16 protein-coding genes, 1 other RNA gene and 1 pseudogene are annotated in these 16,039 nt (G+C 50.5%); 8 read left to right on the top strand and 10 right to left on the bottom strand.

Annotated features, from left to right (window positions below; genetic code table 11):
• Window positions 1-195: 195 nt before the first annotated feature.
• The gene (locus RT340_RS14905) at window positions 196-447 is read left to right on the top strand and encodes an ogr/Delta-like zinc finger family protein (protein ID WP_211728329.1); all 252 of its coding nucleotides are present in this window, start codon (window positions 196-198) and stop codon (window positions 445-447) included.
• 252 nt (window positions 448-699) lie between these two features.
• Here RT340_RS14905 and RT340_RS14910 read toward each other — a convergent pair whose 3' ends face one another.
• From RT340_RS14910 to smpB, 4 genes and pseudogenes are all read right to left on the bottom strand, one after another.
• Window positions 700-2,043, bottom strand: a complete 1,344-nt coding sequence (locus RT340_RS14910; RefSeq protein ID WP_211728328.1) for a hypothetical protein — start codon at window positions 2,041-2,043, stop codon at window positions 700-702.
• Window positions 2,044-2,074: 31 nt separating this feature from the next.
• Window positions 2,075-3,273: pseudogene (locus RT340_RS14915) on the bottom strand (integrase domain-containing protein).
• Window positions 3,274-3,470: 197 nt separating this feature from the next.
• Window positions 3,471-3,832, bottom strand: a transfer-messenger RNA (tmRNA) gene (ssrA, locus tag RT340_RS14920).
• A 44-nt stretch (window positions 3,833-3,876) separates the two neighbouring features.
• Window positions 3,877-4,359, bottom strand: a complete 483-nt coding sequence (gene smpB / locus RT340_RS14925) for an SsrA-binding protein SmpB (RefSeq protein WP_034825578.1) — start codon at window positions 4,357-4,359, stop codon at window positions 3,877-3,879.
• Window positions 4,360-4,517: 158 nt separating this feature from the next.
• Between smpB and RT340_RS14930 the strand changes: the two genes are divergently transcribed.
• Together RT340_RS14930 and RT340_RS14935 are read left to right on the top strand one after the other, a co-directional pair.
• A complete protein-coding gene (locus RT340_RS14930) occupies window positions 4,518-4,952 on the top strand; it encodes a type II toxin-antitoxin system RatA family toxin (protein WP_034825580.1) in 435 nt (144 codons plus the stop codon).
• The gene (locus RT340_RS14935; RefSeq protein WP_160869439.1) at window positions 4,945-5,235 is read left to right on the top strand and encodes an RnfH family protein; all 291 of its coding nucleotides are present in this window, start codon (window positions 4,945-4,947) and stop codon (window positions 5,233-5,235) included. Before RT340_RS14930 ends, RT340_RS14935 begins: the two co-directional genes overlap by 8 nt.
• A 53-nt stretch (window positions 5,236-5,288) precedes the next feature.
• Here the strand turns inward: RT340_RS14935 and bamE are convergent, their stop codons facing one another.
• The 3 genes from bamE to nadK all read right to left on the bottom strand — a co-directional run bounded on the left by bamE (window position 5,289) and on the right by nadK (window position 8,446).
• The gene (gene bamE / locus RT340_RS14940) at window positions 5,289-5,636 is read right to left on the bottom strand and encodes an outer membrane protein assembly factor BamE (RefSeq protein ID WP_211728327.1); all 348 of its coding nucleotides are present in this window, start codon (window positions 5,634-5,636) and stop codon (window positions 5,289-5,291) included.
• Window positions 5,637-5,820: 184 nt separating this feature from the next.
• Complete coding sequence (recN, locus tag RT340_RS14945; RefSeq protein WP_211728326.1) at window positions 5,821-7,482, bottom strand: DNA repair protein RecN; 1,662 nt, start codon at window positions 7,480-7,482, stop codon at window positions 5,821-5,823.
• Between the two features lie 85 nt (window positions 7,483-7,567).
• Window positions 7,568-8,446, bottom strand: a complete 879-nt coding sequence (gene nadK, locus RT340_RS14950) for an NAD(+) kinase (protein ID WP_034825588.1) — start codon at window positions 8,444-8,446, stop codon at window positions 7,568-7,570.
• Window positions 8,447-8,568: 122 nt separating this feature from the next.
• Here nadK and grpE point away from each other — a divergent pair, with 122 nt between their 5' ends.
• Entirely contained in the window at window positions 8,569-9,147 is a 579-nt protein-coding gene (gene grpE / locus RT340_RS14955; protein ID WP_034825591.1) for a nucleotide exchange factor GrpE, read from the top strand.
• Between the two features lie 49 nt (window positions 9,148-9,196).
• On the opposite strand, the gene ung is transcribed toward grpE, so the two are convergent.
• Window positions 9,197-9,874 (bottom strand): uracil-DNA glycosylase, encoded by a 678-nt coding sequence (gene ung, locus RT340_RS14960; RefSeq protein WP_211728325.1) that lies wholly within the window; start codon window positions 9,872-9,874, stop codon window positions 9,197-9,199.
• A gap of 264 nt (window positions 9,875-10,138) precedes the next feature.
• Between ung and grcA the strand changes: the two genes are divergently transcribed.
• Window positions 10,139-10,522 (top strand): autonomous glycyl radical cofactor GrcA, encoded by a 384-nt coding sequence (grcA, locus tag RT340_RS14965; RefSeq protein ID WP_038645342.1) that lies wholly within the window; start codon window positions 10,139-10,141, stop codon window positions 10,520-10,522.
• Between the two features lie 197 nt (window positions 10,523-10,719).
• Here grcA and srmB read toward each other — a convergent pair whose 3' ends face one another.
• Window positions 10,720-12,048, bottom strand: coding sequence for an ATP-dependent RNA helicase SrmB (gene srmB / locus RT340_RS14970; RefSeq protein WP_313376812.1), 1,329 nt, complete (start codon window positions 12,046-12,048; stop codon window positions 10,720-10,722).
• Between the two features lie 137 nt (window positions 12,049-12,185).
• On the opposite strand from srmB, the gene trmN reads away from it, so the two are divergent.
• Window positions 12,186-12,935 (top strand): tRNA(1)(Val) (adenine(37)-N(6))-methyltransferase TrmN, encoded by a 750-nt coding sequence (gene trmN / locus RT340_RS14975; protein ID WP_211728324.1) that lies wholly within the window; start codon window positions 12,186-12,188, stop codon window positions 12,933-12,935.
• Here the strand turns inward: trmN and nadB are convergent.
• Complete coding sequence (nadB, locus tag RT340_RS14980) at window positions 12,920-14,539, bottom strand: L-aspartate oxidase (protein ID WP_211728332.1); 1,620 nt, start codon at window positions 14,537-14,539, stop codon at window positions 12,920-12,922. The two genes, trmN and nadB, sit on opposite strands and share 16 nt — an antisense overlap.
• A 442-nt stretch (window positions 14,540-14,981) precedes the next feature.
• Between nadB and rpoE the strand changes: the two genes are divergently transcribed.
• A complete protein-coding gene (gene rpoE / locus RT340_RS14985) occupies window positions 14,982-15,560 on the top strand; it encodes an RNA polymerase sigma factor RpoE (protein WP_038645348.1) in 579 nt (192 codons plus the stop codon).
• 27 nt (window positions 15,561-15,587) lie between these two features.
• On the top strand, window positions 15,588-16,039 hold a 452-nt coding region (rseA, locus tag RT340_RS14990), incomplete at its 3' end, for an anti-sigma-E factor RseA (RefSeq protein WP_313376816.1).

Below are 16,039 nucleotides of genomic sequence, written 5' to 3' on the forward strand. Positions count from 1 at the left end.
AACCCAGTATTATCAACGGCTCGGAAGTGTCTAGATTATCCGTGGCGATTCAGCTCCGCTGCTGGAGAGTATTGGTCTGTATCGCCCGCCGCTTACGGGTATTGATATGGAGCTTTACCGCCATCCTATGCGCCGCCAGAAGCTGGCTGAATCAATCCGGGCGCAGCGTGCAAAACTTCAGGAGGGAAGCCAGAAATGATGCATTGTCCCTTCTGCAAAAGCGCGGCACATACCAAATCGAGCCGCTATATGTCAGAGCAGGTAAAAGAGCGTTATCACCAGTGCACTAACCTCGACTGCTCCTGTACTTTCAAGACGAATGAGAGCATCACAAAGGTGATCACCGCACCGCCACAGCCGGAAAAAATACCGGTATCATCACCGGAACCAGCAAGAGAACGCCAGACGCTGGGCCGTTATGGTTCTGCATTCCGCCAGATTCATTAATCCCTCACACTGCCGCTGCATAACCAGCGGCTTTTTTATTCCTGTCTTTGTCTTACTGAAGCCTTTTTTTGGCGAGCCGCTTTGTAAAGAGCAGTGCATGCATAGCGTGCATGGATCTGCATGCAAAATCATGTGCCGCTTTCTCCCATTCAGGCCATATAGGGCGCGGCTTGGCCCACACAATGCACTTGCATGAAAAACGATGCATAAAGCGGGCAGGCGTGGCGGGGATAGCATTGCGCGCGAAGTGCATCATTTATTTTTCATTTGCCAAAGGAAGTAAAAATCATTTGATCTAGCCTCACTTTTCCCTCTTATGGTTTTAGTATAGTCAACAGCAGTGCTAATAACTGCTGCTCCACCTCCTATGGCTGCTAGTAAGTGGCTAAGATCATTTGGTAAAATTCCTGCATATAAACCGAATGAAACAGCACCAGAACCAATAATAATTTTATCTCTTATCCCAGCCTTAGTTTTTTTCTTCCAGTCACTTACTTTTTTTTCAATGGTGTTGATCTCAGGGAGAATTTGGTCTCTAAATATTTCAGCAATCTCTCTTTGTTCCCAATATTTACTCTTTCTAATTAGATTGTTAACTTTGTCTCTGTAAACCTTGAATGACTCTTCTTCTTTCTCCCTGATTTTCAGTATGCTTTCTAAGTTTTTACTTTGTATTGTTGGTAGGTAGTGTTCAATGGAAGAGTTGAAGCTTTTTGAGTTCACTTTATATATGGTAGGGTTAGTATTTGTTGCCACCATAATTTGCTGCTGGTTGTCACATAAATATGATGTGCCATAAAATTTTGTATGCCACTCTTGTTCTGATAAGTCTTCAATTATTGGTGATATGATTAAAGCAAGGATCTGTTCTTGAACTACTTCTTTCATTGAAAATCTATAAGGTAAAGACTTGTTGAAGAGTGATTTAATATAATCACCAACAGGCTCCATGAGATGAAAATACATAACTCCGTGCTCGACAAAACTATCTGGCCCTTTTATCTCCAAAAAAGGAGTGCCGTCGGCAGTAATATCAAAACTAACCGTGCATTTATGAATCAATTCTTCATGAAGTAATTCGTATAAATCCTTTTCTTTTTTAATTAATTCTTCAGAAAGTGGGCCGGCTAATGATAGTCCGTGTTCGTGGCATAAGGCGATTTTATTAAGTGCGTATTTTATTATGCCTCTTTTAATTAATGGTTTTAGATAGAGATAGTTATATATGCCAGCAATAACATCTTGTCTTGACATGCTATTAACGTTCTCAACTCCATCTATAGTGACTTTTTCAAATGGATTTTGAATATAAACTTCATCGCTATAGAGTGCAGAGAATGATGCTACTTGTAATATTTTATTGATTCGGCATTCTGCGGCGGAACATGGATGACGGCCGCCGCTCAATGATGCGTTTGCTATAAATGAAAAGTTTTCATTTTTATGCGGGTTTATATTAAAATAATGCCTAGTAACAAGATATATAGTTTCAGTAAACTCATAGAAATCTTCATCATTCATGTCAAGAATAGAAGATTCAATATTACCTTGCGTGCCGAGAATAATTATTTCATCCAGCTCTGAAATAAAATCCATAATTACGATCCTTTTAAATTTCTAAGGTGAACTAATGTGAAAGTGATTTCTTTACGAATAACCCCCGCCAGTTCATTAAATTATAACGCGCAGCTAAGTATGTAGACCTATTGTAAGCACGGCGTACTTCATTTTTATCTGAATGAGCTAAAGCCGCCTCAATAATATCTGCATTGAATCCCTGCTCGTTGAGTGCAGTACTTGCGATTGAGCGTAGCCCATGAGCAACTAACTTACCATCATAGCCAATGCGTTTTAAAGCGGCGTTTGCAGTTTGGCTATTCATTGATTTTTTGGATCATTCCTACTAGGGAAAACATGTTCCCTATGAGCGCTAATTGGCTTCATTGCATCCAGAATCTCTAATGCTTGAGGTGATAAAGGAACAATGTGTTCCCGCTTAGCTTTCATCCGTTCGGCTGGAATAGTCCAGAGTTTCGCATGGAGATCGATCTCTACCCATCGAGCGCCAGAGGCCTCAGAAGGGCGCACAAGGGTCAGGAGCTGCCACTCAATAAGACAGCGAGTCGGAACAGATAGGTTCGACATGACTAGAGAACGCATCAGCATAGGCAATTCTTCCGGTCGAAGTGTTGGCATGTTTTGCTTTTTGGGTTTTTCAAAAGCCATACCAACGCCCGAAGCCGGATTTGCATCAATCAACCCTGTGTTGACTGCAAAAATCATAATCTCGTTAATGCGCTGCACTAATCGGCGAACAGTCTCAAGTGCGCCGCGAGCTTTGATTGGCTCCAGTGCTTCAACAATCGTCTTGGCTTTGAGCGTTTGAACAGGAATCTCACCGATAGTAGGGAAGATGTCTTTCTCCAGCGATCGCCAAATATCCTTCGCATAATCTTCGGTAACGCTTTTGCTCTTAAGCTGGAACCATCTCCCAGCCACAACTGAAAAAATGCTATCCAGCTCGATTTGGCGTTGTTCCGATACTTCCTCTTGCTGCTTCTGCGGGTCAATCCCTTGAGCAAGCAGCGAAAGATATTGGTCACGCATTTGGCGAGCGACGGCGAGCGTCAGGGCAGGGTAAGAGCCTAGGCTGAGATTTGTGCGGCTAATGCTATTTGGCCGCTGGTAGCGAAAACGCCACAGCTTTTTACCTGATGTTTTGACGAGCAGGAAAAGTCCATCGCCATCGTGCAGCGTTAAGTCTTTCTCTTGAGAATTGGCTTTGAGGATTTCGTTATTGGTGAGGGGGCGTGTCATCCGGGCCATGACTGGTTTCCGTCCATAATTGGTACACGTTTTAGGTACACATTATTTATAACGTGTACCAACTCGTGTACCAATTATCTCTGGATTCAGGGGGGAACGCCTCGGATGATTACAGACACAAAAAAGCCCGCAAGGCTTTCGCCGTGCGGGCTTTCAGGACTTCAGCGGACGATTCTGGTATCGCCGCGAAAGAATTTTGGTGGAGCTGGCGGGAGTTGAACCCGCGTCCGAAATTACTACACCGTCGGTACTACATGCTTAGTCAGTCTTTACATTCGCCGGCCAGCTGCGGACAGACACGCCACTAACAAACTAGCCTGATTAGATTTAGTGCTTCAACCCCAGGCAAGGCATCCACACGATCTCTTTTGGGTTTGACCTCTCTTGATCCCCGTCTTAAGAGCGGAAGCTAGGGAGAGAGGGCTCTTAGCAGGTTATTAAGCTGCTAAAGCGTAGTTTTCGTCGTTTGCGACTATTTTTTTGCGGCTTTTAACGAGGCAAACCGCCCCTCGACATGCACCTAAGGCTTCACAATCCCGTCGAGTCCAGAATCAGCCCCAAGAACTTCTTATACTACAGAATAGTGACGGATGAATCCAGTGCTTAACGCTTTGAATTCTTCATAATACGTGCTTTATCCATCTGCCATTCGCGATCTTTCACATCGTTACGCTTGTCGTGTTCTTTCTTACCGCGCGCCACACCGATCTTCAGCTTGGCCCATGCGTTTTTCCAGTACATCGACAGTGCAACCACTGTGAAACCTTCGCGGTTGACTCGGCCGTAAAGCGAATCGAGTTCGCGCTGCTTCAGCAACAGCTTGCGGCTACGCGTGGGGTCACACACCACGTGCGTAGAGGCAACCGCCAGCGGCTGGAAAGTGGAACCGAACAGATAGGCTTCGCCATCGCGCAGCAAAATGTAGCTGTCGCTGATATTGGCTTTACCGGCGCGGAGTGATTTAACTTCCCATCCCTGTAGCGACATCCCCGCTTCGAACTCTTCTTCAATGAAGTATTCGTGGCGAGCGCGTTTGTTGAGGGCAATAGTGGCTGAACCGGGTTTGTGAGCTTTTTTCTTTGTCATAGTGCGGCGTAGTCTACATCACTCAGTCTGTGGGCGCATCCCCCTGTCCTGGGGGCGGTAAAAAACACACTATTTTAGCACAGCTGGCAAACCCGTGAATTTTGTTTGGTGTCCGAAAATGGTATTATTCAACGGTTTTGTGATGAACAGGAACCATTATGGCCCAGATTAGCCGTTCGGCGTTGGTCCCCTATAGCGCTGAGCAGATGTATCAGCTCGTGAATGATGTGGACGCTTATCCTCAGTTTCTTCCAGGCTGCACGGGCAGTCGCGTGTTGGATAACAGCGGAAATCAGATGACGGCAGCGGTAGATGTCTCGAAAGCGGGCATCAGTAAAACCTTTACCACCCGCAACACGTTGATCAGCAATCAGAGCATTTTAATGCAGTTGGTTGATGGTCCGTTCCGCAAGCTGACCGGTGGATGGCACTTCACGTCTCTGGGTGATGATGCCTGCAAAGTGGAGCTGAGCCTCGACTTCGAATTCACCAACATGCTGGTTGAAATGGCCTTTGGTCGTATCTTCAAAGAATTAGCGAATAGCATGGTGCAAGCGTTCAGTCAGCGCGCGAAAGAGGTTTATCGTGCCTGATATCACCGTTGAGATCGTTTATGCGCTGCCTGAAAAGCAGTATTTGCGTTCGGTAACCCTGGAAGAGGGTGCGACCGTAGAGCAGGCGATTAAAGCCTCGGGCTTGTTATCACTGCGCAAAGACATCGACCTGGCAAATAACAAGGTGGGGATTTTCAGTCGGCCAGTAAAGTTGGGTGATGCGGTTCAGGATGGCGATCGCGTGGAGATTTACCGCCCACTGATTGCGGATCCTAAAGAGATGCGTCGCCAGCGAGCAGAACGCTCGGCGAGCAACAAATAGCGGAATCGCAGATACAAAAAAGGCGCTTAAGCGCCTTTTTTGTTGCCGATCACTTAGCCTTCTTTGCCAGTGAGTTTCGGTTTGTTATCGATATTGGTCAGCGTACCGTTGCTGTCAAAGGTCAGCGTCAGGGTTTGCTGCTTCACGCCTTCATGGCCTGGTTCCTGACGGAACACGTAATACCAGACATTGCTGCCAAACGGATCGTGCATCATCGGTGTGCCGAGAGTGTAGGCAACCTGCTGCTGCGTCATGCCGATGTGAATCTTCGAAACATCGTTGGCGACCAGGTAATTCCCCTGATTGATATCCGGACGATATACAACGCGCTCAAGGGTGGAACATCCGGCGGTCATCATCAACATTACCACTGCCGCGGCAGTCAGCGTTTTACAGCGCATCTATACATTCCTTTTCTGGGGCCAAACGCCTTTTGTCAGGCTGTTTTGTTGCCATCAAATTCTGAACTCTGCTTACGGCAGGCTTTATTATGGCGATATAACTGCCGATGATAATAAACCTTTGTCCTATTGGAAACCTCTACAGAGCAAGCATATGACCACCAGGCCAGAAAAAAGTGCGGAATCAGGCTGCTAAAAGTTCTTTTGCGTTGGCCAGCGTGTTGCGCGTGACTTCGCTACCGCCTAACAAACGTGCCAGTTCCTGCAGGCGGGCTCGTTTATCCAGCGGCTGCATATGGGTTTCGGTCATCTCGCCATCGGTCTCTTTGCTGACGTAGAAGTGCTGATGTCCACAACCGGCAACCTGCGGCAAGTGCGTCACACACATCACCTGGGTGGATTCGCCGAGTTGGCGCAGCATCTGACCGACCACTGCAGCCGTTGGGCCGCTGATACCGACATCCACTTCATCGAAGATCATGGCCGGCGTTTCCATTTTCTGTGCGGTGATCACCTGAATCGCCAGCGCAATACGCGACAGCTCACCCCCTGATGCCACTTTGCCGAGTGGTTGCAACGGCTGGCCAGGGTTGGTGGTCACGCGGAAATCAATGCGTGTAGCGCCATCTGCCGTAAGTTGATCGGCTTTGAACTCCAGCTCAATAGCAAACTGACCGTGCGGCATCGACAGAGTACGCATGCTCTGGGTGATCAACTGGCTGAGTTCATGTGCCGCCTGCTCACGCAGCTGATGCAGTTTTTCCGCGCAGGCCACCGCCGCCAGATGGTGTGATCCCACTTCATTTTGCAGCGTTTCCTGATCGCTCTCTTGCTGCGACAGTTGCTCTGCTTCGTCGAGTAATTGCTGATACAGCACCGGCAAGGTTTCAGGTGACACGTGATGTTTACGAGACAGCGCAATCTGGCGTGACAGACGTTGTTCCAGTTCATGCAGACGATTGGGATCGAGATCCAGACGTTCACAATAGTGGCGCAGCTCGTCGCTGGCTTCGCTCAGTTGAATCGCTGCCTCTTCCAGCAAATTGAACACGCCGCTCACTTTGTCATCCAGCGAGACTAATTCGCCGAGCATATTGCGCGCGCTATACAGCAAGCTTTGCAGGTTAGTGTCATCGCTATCGGCGAGAATTTGCAGAGCCTGCTGGCTAGTCGAGAGCAGTTGGCCGCTGTTAGCGAGACGTTTGTACTCTTCATCAATCTGCTCAAATTCGCCCGGCTGTGGGGCAAATTCATTCAGTTCTTTCAGCTGATATTGCAGCAGTTCACGGCGTGCTTCACGCTCCTGCGATAGTTGCTGATGCTGAGCCAGCGCACGGCAGCTTTGATGCCAGCGCTGGTAGTGCTGACGCATCTCATCAAGCAGGTCATCATGAGCCGCATAAGCATCCAGCAGATGTTTTTGGTGGTCTGGCTTGAGTAGCAGCTGGTGCGCATGCTGGCCGTGAATTTGAATCAGCAGCTGTCCGAGTTCACGCAGTTGTGACAGCGGCACCGAAGTGCCATTGATGAAGCCACGAGAGCGGCCATCGGCACTGATCACGCGGCGCAGCAGGCATTCGCTGCCTTCATCGAGCTGATTCTCCACCAGCCAGCGCTGTGCAGAAGGTGAGGCTTTGAGCTGGAAACGCGCGCAGATATCGGCACGACTGGCACCCTGACGCACCATATCTGCTTCAGAGCGGCCGCCCAGGCACAGGCCCAGCGCATCAATTGCGATGGATTTACCTGCGCCGGTTTCCCCCGTGATCGCTGTCATCCCACGATGAAAGTCGATCTCCAGTTCACGAACGATAGCAAAGTTACTGATGGTCAGTTGTGCCAGCATGAAATCACCTGTATGTAAAAACAGATATGGTTTTTCATACAGTATAAACTGGTTTTTTATACAGTAAAGTGGCTGGCGGTGATTTTCAGAACAATTTTTTTGACCAGCCCAGTTTTGAGCTTAACGTATTAAAATAATTGTAATTTTTAGGATGGATTAGGTTGAGATGATGCGCGCTGCGGCGAATCAACACATCTTCTCCTTCCTGGATAGGTAACGCAATCTGGCTATCGCAGCTGATTTCCAGGTCGCTACGCAGAGATGAAAAACGCAGACGGATTGTGCTGCTGCTGTTGATCACCAGCGGGCGCGCAGAAAGCGTATGCGGGAACATCGGCACAATGGCGATGGCATCCAGCGATGGCGTGAGAATCGGGCCGCCCGCTGAGAGGGAATAGGCGGTGGAACCAGTGGGCGTCGAGATGATTAAGCCATCCGAACGCTGGGAAAACGCAAAGACCTCATCGATATACACCTCGAATTCAATCATGTGCGCCACTTTCCCCGGATGCAGCACCACTTCATTAATGGCACTTCCGATCCGCGGCGAGCACGCTTCTTTGCACACCTGCGCCTCCAGCAGGAAACGGCTTTCAACAAAGTATTCGCCTTGCAGCACATCATCCAGCTGTTGCTGTGCGTTATCGGGATCGAGATCGGTGAGAAAACCGAGATTACCGCGGTTAATCCCAATCACTTTGATGTCATAACGTGCCAGCACGCGTGCCGCGCCCAACATATTGCCATCACCGCCCACTACCACGGCTAAATCGGCGCGTTGGCCGATTTCCGCCAGGCTGCCGGTTTCCACATCTTTCAGGTTCAATTCGCGCGCAATCTGCTGCTCGACGATCACCTCATAGCCTTTTGCTGTCAGCCAGCGCCAGAGCATTTCATGGGTGGTTAACGCAGTAGGATGGCGCGGATGGCCGACAATCCCAATGCAGTTAAAGTGTTTGTTCATTTAGCGCGTGTTCCTCATAAGCCAAAACGGCCAGGCAATGTGATGGGTTCACTTGAAACCGTCAAACTGATCCCCATATTAAGCCAACCAGCGAGATGAATGTGCAAAACGCGGAGAAATTCATGAGTAGTAAAGAACAGAACACCCCTAACGAGCAAGTCTCAGACGAAATTCAACAGGATCAGCAGCACGTGGACGCAGAGACGGCAACTGAGGTGGATCCGCGTGATGAGCGTATCGCGCAACTGGAAGCGGAATTAGCCCAGTCGCAAGGTGGCGTGCGTGAAGCACAGCTGCGCGCTCAGGCGGAGATTGAGAACATCCGTCGCCGTGCCGAAATGGATGTGGAAAAAGCGCACAAGTTTGCGCTGGAAAAATTTGCCAACGAACTGCTGCCAGTGATTGATAGCCTCGAGCGCGCGCTGGAAGTGGCTGATAAAGAGAACACCGAACTGGCTTCGATGATTGAAGGCATCGAACTAACGCTGAAATCCCTGCTGGGTGCCGTGCGTAAGTATGGTGTTGAAGTGGTCGGGGAAACCAACGTGCCATTCAACCCGGATGTGCATCAGGCGATGTCGATGATTGAATCAGAAGACATGGCACCGAACCATGTACTGATGGTGATGCAGCGTGGTTATACCCTCAATGGTCGCCTGTTGCGCCCAGCGATGGTGGCAGTAACCAAAGCCAAGGGCTGATTACCCTGCTGAATACAAAAACGGCCGCTGATTGCGGCCGTTTTTATTTCTAAGGCAGGACAGGCATCCAGTCGATGGGCGTCTGGCCCGACTGGATTAACAGCGCGTTCGCCTGCGAGAAGTGCTTACTGCCAAAAAAGCCGCGATGGGCGGAAAGCGGGGAAGGGTGCGGCGCTTTCAAAACATGGTGACGATGCGTATCGATAATGCTGCCTTTCTTCTGCGCATGCGAACCCCACAGTAGGAAAATCACGCCTTCACGATGTTGATTGATCGCGCTTATCACATTGTCCGTAAAGGTTTCCCAGCCGAATCGCGCGTGGGAATGCGCTTTACTGGCTTCTACCGTGAGCACCGTGTTCAGCAGCATCACACCTTGTGTGGCCCAGCTTTCGAGGAAGCCGTGCTGTGGGCGCGTAAAGCCCGCAATATCCTGCTCCAATTCTTTGTACATATTCAGCAGTGAAGGAGGCGTGGGCACGCCGGGAAGCACGGAGAACGCCAGACCGTGCGCCTGATTCGGGCCGTGATAGGGATCCTGGCCCAGAATCACCACCTTAATGTCGCCCAGTTCCGTCAGACGGAAGGCATTGAACACGTCTTTTTGCGGCGGATATACGGTCACACCTGCGGCACGTTCGTTAGCTACCGCTTTTAAGGTTTCGACGAAGTAAGGTTTTTCTTTCTCTTCAGCCAGCACGTCGTGCCAGGTCAGCTTCTCAGCCATCGTTAACTCCCTGCAAAATTTTGCGCCTAGCTTAACGTGTCGGACACGGCAGCAGAAGGACAAAAATAATTTGAAAAAATACAGAAAAAGTTTTTATGCGTAATGGTTGTAAATCAATTTGTTAGCGATGAAGCGCATTTCGCTTGCCAGCATAATTGATAAAGGTCAAAACGGCGGCAAATCCCCGGTGGTATATCAATGTGTCAGATCAATGGATACACCGCGTGATAGGAAACATCGCGCATTAAAGCCCTGGAGGTCACTATGATTACCGGTATTCAAATTACTCAGGCCAATAACCCACAACTGCTGAACTCATTCTGGTTGCTGGATGACGAGAAAGCGGAAGCCCGTTGCCTGTGCGCAAAAGGCGATTTCACGGAAGATCAGATCGTTGCGATCAGCGATCTGGGCGACATTGCTTACCGTGAAATCCCGCTGGAGCAGAAACCCGAGGTGCGTATTGAAGGGGGCCAGCACCTGAACGTCAACGTGCTGCGCCGCGAAACCTTAGAAGATGCGGTTAAGCATCCGGAAAAATATCCGCAGCTGACCATTCGTGTGTCTGGTTATGCGGTGCGCTTTAATGCGCTTACCCCTGAACAGCAGCGCGATGTGATTACCCGTACTTTCACTGAAAGTCTGTAATTGATCGGCTGACGAAAAGTCACACAGCAATACAGGCCGCGCCGATACTCTTTGGTGCGGCTTTTTTGTCTTTATCGATCCTAAAAGGGAATGCCGGAAAGGGGATTCACAGCAAAAATATAACCGAAGCGCTATTTTGGCAGGCTAAAGATAAAAAAAACGCCTCATCAGAGGCGCTTTATTGAGTGAGTGCTGATTTATTCTGCACCGCTCTCAGGTGTGCTGCTGCCGCTTGCCTTACGACGTTTACCGACATTTTTGGTGTCACGATGACGTTGTTTAACACGCGGTTTTTCAGCTTCTTTCTCTTTGCGCTCTTTACGCTTCGCAAGGGCTTTTTTCGACGGTTTTCCTGTCACTTTAGCACTTGGCGCACGTGATTCCGGACGCAACTCTTCGATGATGCGCGCTTTGATCGGCTCGTTGATATAACGGGTAATTTTACCCAGCAACACATGATCATGTGCCTCAACCAACGAAATCGCCGTGCCTTTACGGCCAGCACGTGCAGTACGACCAATACGGTGTAAGTAGATATCGGCAGTTAGTGGCAGGTCATAGTTGATGACGTGAGTGACGTCATCAATGTCGATTCCGCGTGCCGCAACATCTGTCGCAATCATCACATTGACGCGATTTTCGTTGATACGCTTAATCGCTTCATTGCGGTTTACCTGCACCATCTCACCTTCAAGATAGCTGGTACGAATACCGGCTTCGTGTAGCCAGGTCACCAGTTCATGCAGGCGCTCACGCTTACGCACAAACACCACCACGCGCTTGGCTTCAGGCTGTTTTAACAGGTGCACCAACAGCTTGGTTTTGTGCTCAAGGTTGTCAGCACGGTAAAACCACTGTTGAATCTTTTTACGTTCGCTTTTGCTGGGATCCGCTTCAATTGATACCGGATCGTTGAGCAGACGCTCGGCAAAATCTTTGATGTTCTCGCCTTCCAGCGTGGCGGAGAACAGCAGCGTCTGTTTGCGCCAGCGGGTTTCCGCAGCGATGGTTTCAATATCCTGCGCGAAGCCCATGTCGACCATGCGGTCGGCTTCATCCAGAATCAGCGTTTCTACGGCGCGGCAGTCAAAGTTTTCTTCTTTGATGTACTGCAGCAGGCGACCGGTGGTGGCCACCACGATGTCCTGGTTTTCGCTGAACACTTCGGCGTGGTTCATATAAGCCACACCACCGGTGATGGTAGCGATATCCAGGTGCGTGTGTTTAGCCAACTCACGTGCGTGATCGGCAACCTGCATCGCCAGTTCGCGGGTTGGCGTGAGGATCAAAATACGTGGCGGGCCCGATTTTTTGCGTGGGAAGTCGAGCAGATGCTGTAAAGCGGGCAGCAGAAAAGCAGCGGTTTTCCCCGTTCCGGTTGGCGCCGAACCCAGAACGTCACGGCCTTCCAGCGCGGCAGGAATGGCTTCAGCCTGAATGGCCGTCGGGCGCGTGAAGCCTTTTTCCTGCAGGGCATCCAGCAGGCTTTCGTCGAGTTCGAGTTCGGAGAATGTGGTTACGGTCATGGTCTACCTCAGTTTGGGGCGCTGATTATAGACAGAACAGACATAATCTTCATCTGTTTGTGTGCAGCAGGTGAAGGTGAATTCCCCTCGCGACCACGTTACACTCCCCGCAGTAGATAATTCAACGGTAGTGAAGTATGTCTCAGGACCAGCCGCAGACGCGGGCAATGTTAAGAAAAGATGGTTTTACCTTTAAGCAATTTTTCGTGGCGCATGATCGCTGTGCGATGAAAGTCGGCACCGATGGCGTGTTACTGGGTGCCTGGGCGCCAGTGGCAGGCGCGCGACGAATTCTGGATATTGGCTGCGGCAGCGGATTGATTGCGCTGATGCTGGCACAGCGTACGCCACAACAGGTGATGCTGGATGCCGTCGAGCTGGAAGCCAGTGCGGCTAGCCAGGCTGAGGAAAACGTTCAGGCTTCTCCGTGGGCCGATCGTATCACTGTGCATCAACAGGATATCGTCAGCTGGAGCGAGCAATCGGAAAAGCGCTACTCCCTGATCGTCAGCAACCCACCTTTTTTTGCGCCGGGAACGGCGTCAGCCAGCGCAGAGCGTGATAGCGCGCGCAGTACCACCACCCTGGATCATCCCACGCTATTGCGCTGTGCCGCTCAGCTAATCGAAGAAGAGGGGATTTTTTGCGTGGTGCTGCCTGAGGATGCGGGAGAAAATCTCATCCCGCTGGCGCTGGCTGATGGCTGGCATTTGCGATATCGCTACGACGTGGCGGCTTACGCGCATCGTCCGCCGAATCGTCTGGTGTTAGGTTTCTCGCCCACGGCAGGTGAAACGTTGCTGGAACGTCTCGCCATTCGTGATGAAGATAAGAGCTACTCGGCTGACTGGCTGAGTCTGGTCAGTGATTTCTATCTGTTCCGATAATGCTCTGGCTGGAGTTGAGTCGGTAAAGCTTCCGGGAGTTGATCGGGATAATCAGGCGTACAGTGCAGGCCGCGACTCTCTTTGCGTTCCAGCGCACAGCGCACCATCAACTCCGCCACCTGCACCAGATTGCGTAACTCCAGCAGGTTATTGGAGAGGCGGAAATGCGCGTAATACTCATCGATCTCCTGCTGTAGTAAATTAATTCTGCGCAGTGCGCGCTCAAGCCTTTTGGTGGTGCGCACAATTCCCATGTAATCCCACATGAACAGGCGCAGTTCATGCCAGTTGTGCTGAATCACCACGCGTTCGTCCGCGTCATCGACCCGGCTTTCATCCCAGGCTGGCAGTTGCTCGACGGCGGCAACATCCGGCAAGCGGCGAATCATGTCTTCTGCCGCAGACCAGCCATACACCAGACACTCCAGCAAAGAATTCGATGCCATGCGATTGGCACCGTGCAGGCCGGTATAGCTCACCTCGCCAATGGCATATAGCCCATCAACATCGGTGCGGCCCTGCTGATCCACCATCACGCCGCCGCAGGTGTAGTGGGCGGCAGGAACGATGGGAATGGGCTGTTTTGTCAGGTCCAGTCCGAAGGTCAGCAATTTCTCGTAGATCATCGGGAAGTGCGCGCGGACAAAACTCTCTGGCTGATGGCTGATATCCAGATACATGCAATCGACACCCAAACGCTTCATTTCATGATCGATAGCGCGCGCCACGATATCGCGCGGGGCCAGTTCAGCGCGCTCGTCAAAATCAGGCATAAAACGGGTACCATCCGGGCGCAACAGCCATGCGCCTTCGCCGCGCAGTGCTTCCGTGAGCAAAAAGTTCTGTGCCTGAGGATGGAACAAACAGGTGGGGTGGAACTGATTGAATTCCAGATTGGCGACACGGCAGCCAGCACGCCATGCCATCGCAATACCATCGCCAGAGGCCACATCCGGGTTGGTGGTGTACTGATACACTTTTGCTGCACCGCCAGTGGCCAGTACCACCGCACGAGCACGACAGGTTTCCACCTGTTCGCGATTGCGGTTCCAGATCCACGCGCCCACCACCCGACGCTTGCCCGGCAGCCCCAGTTTGTCGGAAAGAATTAAATCAACGGCGTTAGTGCGTTCAATAATACGGATGTTGGGATGGCTTAGCGCCTGGCTCACCAGCGTGGTTTCCACCGCGCGGCCAGTGGCATCGGCGCTGTGCAGGATTCGACGATGGCTGTGACCACCTTCGCGCGTCAGATGGTAACGCGCTTCGCCGTCACCTTGTGGTTCCTTGTCGAAGGCCACGCCGTTATCAATCAACCATTGCACGCAATGGCGCGCATTGCTGGCGATAAAGCTAACGGTTTCGCGCTCACATAAGCCTGCACCGGCAATTAATGTGTCTTCGACGTGAGATTCAATGCTGTCTGTTTCATCAAACACCGCGGCGATACCGCCCTGGGCATACAGCGTCGAACCTTCGTTCACCAGTGCTTTGCTTAACACGGTCACCTGGTAATAGGGTGCCAGTCGCAGCGCCAGAGAGAGGCCTGCAGCACCGCTACCCACAATTAACACATCACATTGGTAATCAGGATTCGATGTCATGGTGTTTAATTTACTAAACAAAAGGTTTCCCGAGCATAAGCCTGGAAGCCAGTCCTGTGAAGTATTTTGAACAAATTACGCGGTAAAATTATCCAGAGCGGCGACATAATCACGCGATATCAGTAAGTTATGTCCAAAAATAAGCACATCGTGTTTTTTATACCAAACACTCTGAAAATTCAGGTAATAGAGGTGAAAATTAGGGCGTCATAGGGTACTCTCCCAGCGATTATCGGTGCCGCAAATGACGCCAACGGCGTAGCCAGTCGCTACACTGAAAGACAATCAACAACAATGATGTCGTGGTTCCGATACGGAAAATATCTGGTCGTGGTGAACTTCAGGCCAACATATGACTCTAAGCGCATGCTTGCTCAGAACAATGAGATGTGCTGGCAGTTCACTTACGCATAAAAAGAGATTTGGGGAGACATTACCTCGGATGAGCGAGCAGTTAACGGATCAGGTTCTCGTTGAGCGGGTTCAGAAGGGAGATCAAAAGTCATTTAATTTACTGGTGATTCGATACCAGCATAAAGTGGCGAGCCTGGTTTCACGTTATGTCCCTTCAGGCGATGTGCCTGATGTGGTTCAGGAATCCTTTATTAAAGCGTATCGCGCACTGGAATCTTTCCGTGGCGATAGCGCCTTTTATACATGGCTGTACCGCATTGCGGTGAATACAGCAAAAAACTATTTAGTGGCTCAGGGGCGTCGTCCGCCATCCAGCGATGTGGATGCTATCGATGCAGAAAATTTCGAAAGTGCGGGAGCATTAAAAGAAATTTCGAACCCTGAGAACTTAATGTTGTCAGAGGAACTGAAACAAATTGTTTTTCGGACCATTGAGGCGCTTCCCGAAGATCTGCGTATGGCCATCACCCTCAGGGAGTTGGATGGTTTAAGTTACGAAGAGATTGCCGCCATCATGGATTGCCCGGTGGGTACGGTTCGTTCGCGTATCTTCCGTGCCCGAGAGGCCATTGATAATAAAGTTCAACCGCTTATCCAACGTCAGTGATAACGGCTACTGGAAGGGTACCAAAGCATGCAGAAAGAAAAACTTTCCGCTTTAATGGATGGTGAAACTCTCGATAACGAGCTGCTGGCGTCGTTGTCGAAGGATGCAGATCTTCAAAAAAGCTGGGAGAGCTACCATCTAATCCGCGACACCTTACGAGGTGATGTCGGTGAAGTGCTGCATTTTGATATCTCCGCACGCGTTGCAGCGGCCATTGAAAATGAGCCATTGCGCAAAGTGACTCCGCTGATTCCTGAAGCGCAGCCTGAGCCATCACGCTGGGAGAAAATGCCGTTCTGGCGTCGTGGCGGCACCTGGACTGCACAACTGGCGCAGATTGGTGTGGCTGCCTGTGTCTCGCTGGCCGTGATTGTGGGTGTTCAGCACTACAATACTCAGCCTGGCAGCAGTGCAACGGAAACCTCAGACTCTCCAGCGTTTAATACGCTGCCGATGATGGGTAAAGCTTCTCCTGTCAG

This window comes from Pantoea sp. CTOTU50773 (assembly GCF_032082325.1).
Lineage (GTDB): Bacteria > Pseudomonadota > Gammaproteobacteria > Enterobacterales > Enterobacteriaceae > Pantoea > Pantoea communis.

Bases quoted from the DNA above. Each gene is read 5' to 3' on its own strand.
- rpoE (WP_038645348.1), top strand. From the start codon at position 14,982: ATGAGCGAGCAGTTAACGGATCAGGTTCTCGTTGAGCGGGTTCAGAAG.
- grcA (WP_038645342.1), top strand. From the start codon at position 10,139: ATGATTACCGGTATTCAAATTACTCAGGCCAATAACCCACAACTGCTG.
- RT340_RS14930 (WP_034825580.1), top strand. From the start codon at position 4,518: ATGGCCCAGATTAGCCGTTCGGCGTTGGTCCCCTATAGCGCTGAGCAG.
- nadB (WP_211728332.1), bottom strand. From the start codon at position 14,539: ATGACATCGAATCCTGATTACCAATGTGATGTGTTAATTGTGGGTAGC.
- nadK (WP_034825588.1), bottom strand. From the start codon at position 8,446: ATGAACAAACACTTTAACTGCATTGGGATTGTCGGCCATCCGCGCCAT.
- srmB (WP_313376812.1), bottom strand. From the start codon at position 12,048: ATGACCGTAACCACATTCTCCGAACTCGAACTCGACGAAAGCCTGCTG.
- trmN (WP_211728324.1), top strand. From the start codon at position 12,186: ATGTCTCAGGACCAGCCGCAGACGCGGGCAATGTTAAGAAAAGATGGT.
- ung (WP_211728325.1), bottom strand. From the start codon at position 9,874: ATGGCTGAGAAGCTGACCTGGCACGACGTGCTGGCTGAAGAGAAAGAA.
- RT340_RS14910 (WP_211728328.1), bottom strand. From the start codon at position 2,043: ATGGATTTTATTTCAGAGCTGGATGAAATAATTATTCTCGGCACGCAA.
- recN (WP_211728326.1), bottom strand. From the start codon at position 7,482: ATGCTGGCACAACTGACCATCAGTAACTTTGCTATCGTTCGTGAACTG.
- grpE (WP_034825591.1), top strand. From the start codon at position 8,569: ATGAGTAGTAAAGAACAGAACACCCCTAACGAGCAAGTCTCAGACGAA.
- smpB (WP_034825578.1), bottom strand. From the start codon at position 4,359: ATGACAAAGAAAAAAGCTCACAAACCCGGTTCAGCCACTATTGCCCTC.
- RT340_RS14905 (WP_211728329.1), top strand. From the start codon at position 196: ATGATGCATTGTCCCTTCTGCAAAAGCGCGGCACATACCAAATCGAGC.
- bamE (WP_211728327.1), bottom strand. From the start codon at position 5,636: ATGCGCTGTAAAACGCTGACTGCCGCGGCAGTGGTAATGTTGATGATG.